Annotated in this window: 13 protein-coding genes; 2 read left to right on the forward strand and 11 right to left on the reverse strand. The window is 65.3% G+C overall.

What is annotated here, in order from left to right; all coding sequences use genetic code 11:
• Window positions 1-20: 20 nt before the first annotated feature.
• The 11 genes from Q0071_RS05940 to pyrE all read right to left on the reverse strand — a co-directional run bounded on the left by Q0071_RS05940 (window position 21) and on the right by pyrE (window position 8,080).
• The gene (locus tag Q0071_RS05940; RefSeq protein ID WP_067907594.1) at window positions 21-230 is read right to left on the reverse strand and encodes a cold-shock protein; all 210 of its coding nucleotides are present in this window, start codon (window positions 228-230) and stop codon (window positions 21-23) included.
• 363 nt (window positions 231-593) lie between these two features.
• Window positions 594-998, reverse strand: coding sequence for a PaaI family thioesterase (locus tag Q0071_RS05945; RefSeq protein WP_298166331.1), 405 nt, complete (start codon window positions 996-998; stop codon window positions 594-596).
• Complete coding sequence (locus Q0071_RS05950; RefSeq protein ID WP_298166333.1) at window positions 995-1,486, reverse strand: PaaI family thioesterase; 492 nt, start codon at window positions 1,484-1,486, stop codon at window positions 995-997. Before Q0071_RS05950 ends, Q0071_RS05945 begins: the two co-directional genes overlap by 4 nt.
• 56 nt (window positions 1,487-1,542) lie before the next feature.
• Window positions 1,543-2,010 (reverse strand): Holliday junction resolvase RuvX, encoded by a 468-nt coding sequence (gene ruvX / locus Q0071_RS05955; RefSeq protein ID WP_298166334.1) that lies wholly within the window; start codon window positions 2,008-2,010, stop codon window positions 1,543-1,545.
• Window positions 2,007-3,122 (reverse strand): DUF3089 domain-containing protein, encoded by a 1,116-nt coding sequence (locus Q0071_RS05960; protein ID WP_298166336.1) that lies wholly within the window; start codon window positions 3,120-3,122, stop codon window positions 2,007-2,009. Before Q0071_RS05960 ends, ruvX begins: the two co-directional genes overlap by 4 nt.
• Before the next feature lie 6 nt (window positions 3,123-3,128).
• Window positions 3,129-4,211, reverse strand: a complete 1,083-nt coding sequence (locus Q0071_RS05965; protein WP_298166338.1) for an AI-2E family transporter — start codon at window positions 4,209-4,211, stop codon at window positions 3,129-3,131.
• Entirely contained in the window at window positions 4,208-5,068 is an 861-nt protein-coding gene (lepB, locus tag Q0071_RS05970) for a signal peptidase I (protein ID WP_298166351.1), read from the reverse strand. The genes Q0071_RS05965 and lepB overlap by 4 nt, the downstream gene beginning before the upstream one ends.
• Window positions 5,069-5,115: 47 nt before the next feature.
• On the reverse strand, window positions 5,116-5,532 hold the full coding sequence (gene acpS / locus Q0071_RS05975; RefSeq protein WP_298166340.1) for a holo-ACP synthase: 417 nt from the start codon (window positions 5,530-5,532) through the stop codon (window positions 5,116-5,118).
• Between the two features lie 24 nt (window positions 5,533-5,556).
• Window positions 5,557-6,315 (reverse strand): pyridoxine 5'-phosphate synthase, encoded by a 759-nt coding sequence (locus tag Q0071_RS05980; RefSeq protein ID WP_298166342.1) that lies wholly within the window; start codon window positions 6,313-6,315, stop codon window positions 5,557-5,559.
• 11 nt (window positions 6,316-6,326) lie between these two features.
• Entirely contained in the window at window positions 6,327-7,427 is a 1,101-nt protein-coding gene (locus Q0071_RS05985; RefSeq protein ID WP_298166343.1) for a serine hydrolase domain-containing protein, read from the reverse strand.
• A 71-nt stretch (window positions 7,428-7,498) separates the two neighbouring features.
• Window positions 7,499-8,080: an orotate phosphoribosyltransferase gene (gene pyrE, locus Q0071_RS05990; protein ID WP_298166345.1), complete on the reverse strand. Its 582-nt coding sequence runs from the start codon at window positions 8,078-8,080 to the stop codon at window positions 7,499-7,501.
• A gap of 281 nt (window positions 8,081-8,361) precedes the next feature.
• Between pyrE and coxB the strand changes: the two genes are divergently transcribed.
• Both coxB and Q0071_RS06000 read left to right on the forward strand, forming a co-directional pair.
• On the forward strand, window positions 8,362-9,393 hold the full coding sequence (gene coxB, locus Q0071_RS05995) for a cytochrome c oxidase subunit II (RefSeq protein ID WP_298166347.1): 1,032 nt from the start codon (window positions 8,362-8,364) through the stop codon (window positions 9,391-9,393).
• Window positions 9,394-9,421: 28 nt separating this feature from the next.
• Window positions 9,422-10,824: cytochrome c oxidase subunit 1 (locus Q0071_RS06000; RefSeq protein ID WP_298166349.1), on the forward strand; the 1,403-nt coding region annotated here is incomplete at its 3' end.

The following is a 10,824-nucleotide window of genomic DNA, read 5'->3' on the forward strand; positions in this document are numbered from 1 at the left end:
CTGCTGCGGGCTCGCCTCGATCAGTTCGCGCTGGCGAGATTGATCGCCGATTCCTTGCCATTGCGGCCGGTCTCGACGTCATAGCTGACGCGCTGGTCCTTGCTCAGCGTGGCGAGGCCTGCGGCCTGCACGGCGGAGATGTGGACGAAGCTGTCCTTGCCGCCGTCATCCGGCTGGATGAAGCCATAGCCCTTGTCTTCGTTGAAGAATTTTACGGTTCCGATAGTCATGGTCGCTTCCTTTCAAGAAACGGGAGTGACCGCCGGCGCGAATGCCGACGGGGTCGTGCGTCTGGTCGTCACTTGAAAGGAAATCGAGGGAGTCGGAGATGCCGGAACCGGGTTCCTGCAGCTCAAATCAAAACGTCGATGCCCGTCTCACTTCAACGAGAGCAGCATGGAAAAACCGGCGCTTGCCGGTTGAAAAAGCCAGGCATCTTGAAAAGGAAAGGACGCTGACAAAGCAGCCGTCAAATTCCGTCGCAATCGACGTGAGGCAAGTTTTCTTTAGAAGGCTGTGTAAAAATTGCAAGACAATTCGGCCAGGAACGCGGCAGGGCGCATCCCTACGGGCCGCAATCATGCCATTTACGGTCAGCTTTCCTTGGGCGCAGCGAGCAGGAAATTCATCCAGCTGCTGGCGACCAGCTTGCTGCGGTCGCCCTGCCAGGCCTCGACCCGGACGTTCGCCACGCGGCGGCCGGCGCGGATGACCTCGCCGCGCGCAAAAGTGCGTTCCTGCACGCCGCCGCGCAGATATTCGATGCTGATGTTGACCGGCTTGATGCGGGATGCGCTGCCCTGCCGATCGAGCTCTGCGCGGAGGGCAGCGTGGGCGGCCATCTCCAGCAGTCCGCCGATTGCGCCGCCGTGAAGGAAACCCGGGCGGCCCTGCACACGCTCGGCAAAGTCCATCGCGATGACCGGCGCGCCGTCCTCGATATGGTCGACTTCCATGCCCATGGTCCGGGCATAGGGAGGCAGATTGTAACCGCTCATGGCTTCGACCACCCTTCGCTGCTCACCAGCATGAAGATGCCGGCGGTGTGCGCGACCGGATCGGTCATGTCGCCATCGTGGGCGATCCCGCGCACGAAGGCCATCGAGCGGCGCACCTGATAGCATTCGGCGCGCGCGATCACCGTCTTGCCCGGCGTGGCGGCGCGCACATAGTCGATGCGAAGGTCGAGCGTGACTTGCGGGTTGAAAGTGCCCTGCCGCGTCCAGACCGACATCGAGGTGGCGTTGTCGAGCAGGCTGATGATCGGCCCCGAGGCGAGCACCCCGGTTTCCTCTACGCCGACGAGATCCTCGCGCCAGGGCAGGGCGAGCTCGATCCAGTCCTCGCCGTGATCGTGATATTCCATGCCAAGGAAGCCGGTGTGGCCCGCGCGGGTGAACCAGCGCGCGCCGCGTTCGGGATCGAACACGAAGCCTTCGGGCATGATCGTCTTCATGAGGCCGGCGGCCTTCTCATCCTTGCTCATGGCTGACGTCCTGCCGGGGCGGGGGCGCGGTGACAACCATCAATTGTGGCGCGGAATCAGAACGCGCTCCCCACCATGGCGTCTATCGCGCCCTGCAGGATCAGCGCGGCGGCGTGCGAATCGATGCGTTCCGCCCGCTTTGCACGGCTGAAATCCTGCTCGATCATCGCGCGCTCGGCGGCCTGCGTGGTCCAGCGTTCGTCCCACAGCAGGATGGGGAGGCCAAGATCGGCAAGGTTGCGCGCCATCGCGCGGGCGGCCTGGCTGCGCGGACTTTCGCCGCCGTCCATGTGGAGCGGGAGGCCGATGACGAGGCCTTTCACACTGCGCGCGGCAATCAGCGCTGCCAGTTCGGCCTTGTCGGCCGCGAACTTGCGGCGGCGGATCGTCTGGCCGGCAGTGGCGAAGCGCCAGTCGCGGTCACACAGCGCGACACCGATGGTCTTGGTGCCGGGATCGAGGCCCATCAGCGCGCCGCCTTCGGGCAGGGCGCCGCGCAGTTCGGCCGCACTGGTGGTGATCATTCGACCGGCGTGAACCATGATGCCTCGCGCCGCGCGATATCGGCACGGACATTGGCCCAGAACAGCGGGATATCATAGACGTGGTAGTTGTTGCCGGGCAGCACATAGGGGCCGAGGTCCGGTGGGTCGCCGATCATCAGCAATCCCGTTTTCGCGTCGCAGCGGGCAGGGATGCCAAGCTTCAAGAGCTTGCCCGTCTTGAGATCCATCGAAGGGAGCATGGTGCCGAGGTTGGCTGTGCCGGGTGCGTCGGGCGCGGCGCCGCCGGTCAGCGGATTGGTGCACAGCACGGGTTCGCTGCCCTTGGCCTTGCCATCAAGCACCGGCTCGGCGCGGTAGGTGTCGAGCATCTGGCCTGCGTCGGCCGGTTCGGCAAAGCTCATCCAGCTCATCACGCAGCCGAAAGAAACGGGCGCAGCGCAAGCGGGAAAGCCTGTCGCGGTCAGATCGTGCGCGGGTGAGACCGGCCAGCCGATTACGTAGACCGCGACGATCTGGCTGGCGAGAGGCTTGCCCCTCACTTCGTCCTGCAGCAGGTGCATGAGGTGCATCGCGCCCTGGCTGTGGCCCGCGAGCACGATGGGCGCGCCAGCGGGAACTTGGGCCAGGAAGGTCCGGAAGGCGGCGCGCACATCGCCATAGGCAACCGCGCGGGCCTTCAGCGTCTCGGGCCGGTTGACGAGGAAGCTGCCGAAGGCCGCCTGCCGGTAGTAAGGTACGAAAACGGCCGCTTCGCCGTTGAAGGCGCTCGCCATGCCGCGCACGAACAGGGCCGTGCGATAGCGCGCGTCCTCGTCCTCAATCGGGCCGTTCCAGTGATCGCGTGCTAGGTAGCTCGTCGGGTGGATGAAGAAGACAAAGGCCTTGCCCTGCGGCGCGGTGGGGGTGCCTTCGGGGTGATACTGCGCGGGATCATTGGCGGTGCCGGGGCGTGATACCCACATGGCTGGATCGTCGTAGATGCCTGCGCGCAAGGGCGCCTGTGCTTCGAAGGCGCCGCGCGGCACGAAGGCGAACCGGGTCAGTTCGACTGACCAGATGCGCAGGGCCAGCAGCGCGGCGATGACCATGACGATCAGCAGCGCGATGAAATAGAGGAACTTGCGGGCCATCAGCGCCTATTCTGTCTGTTCTTCGCGGCGGGTGTTGTGTTCGGCCTGCCGTTCGAGCGCGATTTTCAGCATGACCACCAGCGGATCGGCAAGCGCAAGGCCGAGGATGCCGAACAGAACGCCGAAGATCAACTGCGCGCCCAGCACGAGCGCCGGGGCAAGATCGGCAGTGCGCTTGGCGACCATGGGCACGATCACGTTGCCGTCCACAGTCTGCACCACGACGTAGACGATGATGCAGTAGATCCCCATCGCCGTGCCGCCCGAGAAGCCGACGAGGATCATCAGAATGCCCGAAATCGGCGCGCCGATATTGGGCAGGAACACGAGCAGGCCGGTGAGCAGGCCAAGCAGCGCGGCCATAGGCACGCCATAGACTGCAAGCGCAATCCAGGTGGCGACGCCTTCGATCACCATGCCAAGCATGCGCCCGGCCAGCAGCATGCGCAGCGTGCGGCCCATGCGGTGCGTGGTGCCGTGGAAGTACTCGCGGCTTCCGGCCGGGAGCATCCACGCCAGGCCGCGCTGGTAAAGATCGGGCTCGAGCACGAAATAGATGCCGAGGATGACGATGATGAGCAGCGTGGTGACGCCGCCGAACAAACCGCCCAGCGCCTGAGTCACCTGACCGACCCCGCCGAGCAGTTGCTGCACCAGACTGCTGACATCGCTGCGGCCCATTGTTAGGCCATGCGCAGAGGCCCAATCGAGCGCGCGCTGGGCCTGCGCGGTGACCAGCGGCGGCATCTCGGCGGCCTGCGTCATGATCTGGCTGCCGGCAAATTCGACCACCCAGACCAGGAAAGCGACCGTCAGCAGCAGGACCACCGCCACGCGCCATGAACGTCCGATGGGCAGCACACGGCCGAGCAGGCGCTGACCGCCGTCGATCAGCATGGCGAACACGAAACCGCCGAAGATCACCAGCAGCGGATGCGCAAGATATACCGCCAGGGCGGCCAGCCCGGCCATGCCGATCCACACCGCCGCGCGCTTGATTTCCTGCCGGACGAGATCGTCGCGGATATCGGTGGGCCCGGCGCTGTGCTGCGGGGCGGTCTCGGGAACGGTGGTCGGTACGTCGCTCATCGCTTGGTCGGGGCCCTTTGCGGCAGGATCATCGGTCGCAGTTTGAGCGAAGCGCGGTTACCCCGCAAGGCACCGTACCATGTCAAAGGATTCCACGTCTCGGTGCCATTGAGCGAATAGGTGATGAATTCGGCGCGCCCGCCGATATCGGCCAGCGGAACCGGCCCGCCGAGGCCCTTTTCGATGATCGGCGCGCGGCTGTCGGCAGAATGATCGCGGTTGTCGCCCATCAGGAAAGCGTAGCCCGCCGGGACTTTTGTCTCCGGATAGTTGTCTAGCGGCTGCTGGCGGTGGTCGATGATCCGGTAGGTCGCGCCGTTTGGCAGGGTTTCGCGGAAGATCGGCAATTCGCAGACCTGCTTGCCGTCTGCCGCGCGGTAACGAAGTCCGGGGAAATCATCGGGATCGCAGGGCTGGTTGGGATCGACCGGCAGCTCGAGCGGGGCTTCGGCGATCTGCGGCACGGGTTTGCCATTGAGGATGATCTGGCCGTTCACGACGGCAATGCGGTCGCCCGGCAGCGCGACGACGCGCTTGATATAGTCCTCGTCACGATCCGGCGGGACGACGATGACGATATCGCCATAGGCCGGAGTCGCGGGAAGGATGCGCATCTTCGAGCGCGGCAGGAAGTGCATCGAGGCCGAAACCCACGACCAGCCATAGGGATACTTCGAGACGACCAGCTGATCGCCGACAAGCAGGTTCGGCATCATCGAAATCGACGGGATGTAGAAGGGCTTGGCCACGAAGCTGTGGAAGCCGATCACCGCCATCAGCATGAGCAGCAGGCCGCGCATCTCGGCGAGCCAGTTGGTGCCCTCGGGTTCGCCAGCTCCACTTTCGGGTGCCGTGATTTCCGGCTGCTCTGCTTCGGGGACCGGCGCGGTTTCGGTAATGTCGCTCAAGCAGCACCTTCAGAAAGGGGTCGCGCCTCGATCACGACGAAGGCCTGCGCCCATGGGTGATCGTCGGTGAGCGTCAGGTGAACCACCGCCACATGCCCCGCCGGGGTGATCGCGGCAAGGCGCGCGGCAGCGCCGCCCGTCAGCGCCAGCGTCGGCGCGCCGGAAGGTGCGTTCACCACGCCGATGTCCTTCATGAACACGCCTGCCTTGAAGCCGGTGCCGACCGCTTTTGAGAACGCCTCCTTGGCAGCGAAGCGCTTCGCCAGCGTGCCCGCCTTGGTATAGGGCCTCCGCGCGGCCTTGGCCTGTTCTGTAGGCGTGAACACGCGCTGCACGAAACGCTCGCCAAAACGGTCGAGCGAAGCCTGGATACGCTCTATGTTGCAGAGGTCGGAGCCCATGCCGATGATCACTGCCCGCTCCTCACTGCCCGCTCCTCACCGTGCCGCGTCCATCAGATCGCGCATCCTGAGCACCGCGTTTTCGAGCCCGGTAAAGATCGCCTCGCCGATCAGGTAGTGGCCGATGTTAAGCTCGGCCAATTGGGGAATCGCGGCGATGGCGCTGACGTTGTCATAAGTGAGGCCGTGGCCGGCGTGGGGCTCGATGCCGTTCTTGGCGGCCAGCGCGGCCATGTCGGCGATGCGGCGCAGTTCGACCGCGCGGGCCTCACCCTCAGCGTGCGCGTATTCGCCGGTGTGGAGTTCGACGACGGGCGCGCCGAGCTTCATCGCCGCTTCGATCTGGCGCGGATCGGGGGCGATGAACAGGCTGACGCGGATGCCGGCATCGGCGAGTCGGCTGACGATGGGGGCGAGGCGGTTGTGCTGGCCGGCGGCGTCCAGCCCGCCCTCGGTGGTGCGCTCCTCGCGCCGTTCGGGCACGATGCAGGCGGCGTGCGGCTTGTGGCGCAGCGCGATGGCGAGCATTTCCTCCGTCGCGGCCATTTCAAGGTTGAGCGGCAGGTTGGTCGCGGCCTGGATGCGCGCAAGGTCCTCGTCGCGGATGTGGCGGCGGTCTTCGCGCAGGTGCGCCGTAAGGCCATCGCCGCCGACTTCGGCGACGATCTGCGCTGCGCGGACCGGATCGGGATGTTCCCCGCCGCGCGCGTTGCGGATCGTGGCGACGTGGTCGATGTTCACGCCGAGCCGCAGGCGCTGCGGCCTGCCGGCGTTGGAGAAGGTCTGCTGTGTCATGATGCCCTGTGTCACAATGACTTGCACAAAGCTGCGGCCAGAACGTCGTGCGTCAGTCCGGCTTGCTGCCACACTTCGCCGAAAGCCTCCTCGGCGTTGCCACGGTTCCAGGTCATGATCACCACCATATCAAGCTCCGGAATAATGATGTTGCGCAAGGATACCCCGCCAATATGGCCGCGGCGCTCGACAAGGTGCACGCCTGCGCCCTCGCATCCACTAAGCGCGACGTCATAGGACCATTGCCCAAGCGCCGCGTATCCGTAGCGCGGCTGGCCGGTCCACATCTCGGCGCGCTGGGCGGGTGGCAGCAGCTTGCCTGACATCAACGCGCGGTCGAACGCCAGCAGATCATGCGTCGTGCCATAAAGCGCACCGGCCGGGCCGAAATTGGCAAGATGGAATGCGCGCGATTCGGGCTTGCCGCCGTCGAATCCCTTGATGGCCGACCGCGAGATCGGAGACGGGGCTTCGGGGAACAGCCCGACGGTACGCAGCCCGAGCGGCTTCGCTATGCGCTCCTCGACCAGCGCGGCATAGGTCTTGCCGGTGATCGCTTCGAGCACCGCGCCCATCATGATGAAATCGCAATCGCCATAGCGGAAGTCCGCTGGCGGGACTTTATCGGGCTTGCCGGTCGGTCCCTCGCACCAGATGACGCCGGTTTCCGGGCTGCCAAGTGGCGCTCTGTAGAAATAGGCCCAGCCGTCATTGTCCTGCGGCGCAAAATCGTCGGCGTGGCGCAGGCCCGAAACGTGCTGCATGAGCATGCGCGAGGTGAGGGTATCGGCGTGGGGCGCCCGGCTGCGCGGCAGATAGCGCGCGATCGGCTGGTCGAGATCGAGCCGGCCTGCGGCGACTTCCTGCATGGCAATCGTGGCGGTGACCTGTTTGGTAACCGATGCCCAGCGCCAGATCCGGCCAAGCCGGTGCGGCGCGGTCCCGCCGGGCTCGGCCATCCCATATGCGCGTTCGAGCAGGATTCGGTCGCCACGGGCGATGAGCAGCGTGCCGGCAAAGTCTGCCGCCTTGATGGCAGCGGCCAGGCGCGGTTCGTTGATCGCAGGAGCCGTGCCGGTGTCCGGCGTCTGCGCGACGGCAATCGGCGCCATGATCGACACCAGCAGCGCGCCCAGAATGCACCTTGGCAGGGCTCGCGCAGCGGCTCTCACCTGCGTGAACATCAGGCGGCGCGGCTGCCGGGCTTGATCGCCTGAGTCGCGGCGAGTTCGGGTGGAAGCTCGTCGGGCGCGTAGGTCGGGAAGCTGAGGCTGACGAGCGGGTAGAACGGCACGCCGAGGTCTGCCGTGCCGCCCGAGCGATCGACCAGCGCCGCGCCGGCCACCACGATGCCGCCCGCCGCCTCGATCGCGGCGATGGCTTCGCGGCTGGAAAGGCCGGTGGTCACAACGTCCTCGACCATCAGCACCTTCTCGCCGGCCTTGAGCGAAAAGCCGCGGCGCAGTTCAAACGTGCCGGTCGGGCGCTCGACGAACATGGCCTCGACGCCCAGCGCACGGCCCATTTCATGGCCGATGATCACCCCGCCCATCGCGGGCGAAATGACCTTGCCGATCTGCTGGCGCAGTTCGCGCGGCAGAGTCGCAGCGAGTGCGGCGGCAAGGCGAGAGGCACGCATCGGGTCCATCAGCACGCGGGCGCATTGCAGATAGTGCGCGCTGTGGCGGCCCGAAGAGAGCAGGAAGTGCCCTTCTAGCAGGGCCTCGCTGGCGCGGAATTCGGAGAGGATCTCGTCTTCGAGCATGGTTGTCTCATCATGAGCGGGCGTCGGAGCCCGCAGGAGGTGCTTCAGGGGTGGGTCAATAGCGAAGGGAGGGGCGCGGCGCTATGCCGGACTGCTCGATTCCCGTTATTCGCTTGCGCCTTAGAGCTTTAGGGCAAACCCCATTGCCCCAAAAATATACGTTGAGGCGCTTGAGGCTTGGGGCGAGCGCGCGTATAGGCCCCCTTGAATTAAGGGATTTGGGGTGTGGAGTGTCGGACCAAAGGTCCGGCGCAGAAGCAAAAAATCGAGAGTTGCACACGATGAGTCTTTCCCATGTTGCCCGCGCCGTGACGGGTGCGATCCGGACATTCAGCCTGGCTGCCGCGCTTGCATTCGCGCCCCAGGCCATGGCTGCTGCCGCTCCGGCACCCGCAGCCGAAGTGGCTCCGGCGCCCGCCGCCCCGGTTGCAGTGACGCCTGCTCCTGCCGCCAGCGCCGCTCCGGCAGATGCTGCCGCGCCGGTGGATAAGGGTTCCTACACCCCGATGAAGCCGACCGATGGCAAGGGCCAGCCGGTCGCCAAGGCGTGGACCTTCCAGGACCAGTATTCGCCGATCGGGCAGGAAGCCCTGGCGATGCACGATTACCTGCTGATGCCGGTCATCGTCGTGATCACGCTCTTTGTCCTGCTCCTCCTGCTTCTGGTCATGGTCCGCTTCCGTCGCGCCGCCAACCCGGTCGCATCGAAGACCAGCCACAACACCACGATCGAGATCATCTGGACGGTTGTTCCGGTGCTGATCCTCGTCGTGATCGCGGTGCCCTCGATCCGCCTGCTGGCGCACCAGTATGCGCCCGCGCCCAAGGGCGCGCTCACGGTCAAGGCCACCGGCTACCAGTGGTACTGGGGCTACACGTATCCGGACAACGGCGGCTTCGAGGTGATCTCGAACATCCTGCCCGATGCTGAAGCGCTGAAGCGCGGCGAGCAGCCGCAGCTGGCCGCCGACAACCGCATGGTCGTCCCCGCTGGTGAGCCGATCCGCCTGCAGACCACCGGTTCGGACGTGATCCACGCCTTCGCCGTACCCTCGCTGTGGTTCAAGCTCGACGCCGTGCCGGGCCGCATCAACGAGAAGGTGCTCTTCATCAAGGAACCGGGCGTTTACTACGGCCAGTGCTCCGAGCTGTGCGGTGCCCGCCACGGCTACATGCCGATCGTGGTCGAGGCGCTGCCCCGGCCCAAGTTCGAAGAGTGGGTGAAGACCCAGGGCGGTACTGTCGGTGCTCCGGCGGCCGGCGCCACCACCACGGCGGCCGCAGCGCCCGCCAAGACCACGCCCGCAGCGTAACAGATTTCGAGGACAAGGTTAGACCACCATGGCCAGCATTCCAGCCCACGAAGGCTTCGACGCCCACCACGAGGCGCACGATCATGACCACAAGCCCGCGTTCTTCGCGCGCTGGTTCATGTCGACCAACCACAAGGACATCGGTACGCTCTACCTGATCTTCGCGATTATCGCGGGCATCATCGGTGGCGGCGTCTCGGGCATCATGCGCGCCGAACTCGCGCACCCGGGCATCCAGTATCTCGGCTGGTGGACACACTTCCTTGGCGGCAACGACCAGGACTTCAACGCGACGCTCCACCTGTGGAACGTGCTGATCACGGCCCACGGCCTGATCATGGTGTTCTTCATGGTCATGCCGGCTCTCATCGGCGGCTTCGGCAACTGGTTCGTCCCGCTGATGATCGGCGCGCCGGACATGGCCTTCCCTCGCATGAACAACATCTCGTTCTGGCTGACCGTCTCGGGCTTTTGCTCGCTGATGATCTCGGCCTTCATGCCCGGTGGTACCGGCATGGGCGCGGGCACGGGCTGGACGGTCTATGCGCCGCTTTCAACCTCGGGCTCGGTCGGCCCGGCGGTCGACTTTGCGATCTTCTCGCTGCACCTTGCGGGTGCTGGCTCGATCCTCGGCGCGATCAACTTCATCACCACTATTTTCAACATGCGCGCACCGGGCATGACCCTGCACAAGATGCCGCTGTTCGTGTGGTCGATGCTCGTCACCGCGTTCCTGCTGCTGCTCTCGCTGCCGGTTCTGGCCGCGGCGATCACCATGCTGCTGACCGACCGCAACTTCGGCACGACGTTCTTCAACCCGGCCGGCGGCGGCGATCCGGTGCTCTACCAGCACCTGTTCTGGTTCTTCGGCCACCCCGAAGTCTACATCATGATCCTGCCGGGCTTCGGCATCATCAGCCAGATCATCTCGACCTTCTCGAAGAAGCCGGTGTTCGGCTACCTCGGCATGGCCTACGCCATGGTCGCGATCGGTGCGGTGGGCTTCATCGTGTGGGCGCACCACATGTATACCACCGGCCTCGACGTGAACACGAAGATGTACTTCACCGCCGCCACCATGGTCATCGCGGTGCCCACCGGCATCAAGATCTTCTCGTGGATCGCGACGATGTGGGGCGGCAGCCTCGAGTTCAAGTCGCCGCTCGTCTGGGCGATCGGCTTCATCTTCCTGTTCACCGTCGGCGGCGTGACCGGCGTGGTGCTCGCCAACGGCGGCATCGACGACAACCTCCAGGACACCTACTACGTCGTGGCGCACTTCCACTACGTGCTGTCGCTGGGCGCGGTCACCTCGCTCTTCGCCGGGTTCTACTACTGGTTCCCGAAGATGAGCGGCCGCATGCACAGCGAGTTCCTCAGCCACCTGCACTTCTGGGTGTTCTTCATCGGCGTGAACCTGATCTTCTTCCC

This window comes from Novosphingobium sp. (genome assembly GCF_027486195.1).
Classification (GTDB): domain Bacteria; phylum Pseudomonadota; class Alphaproteobacteria; order Sphingomonadales; family Sphingomonadaceae; genus Novosphingobium.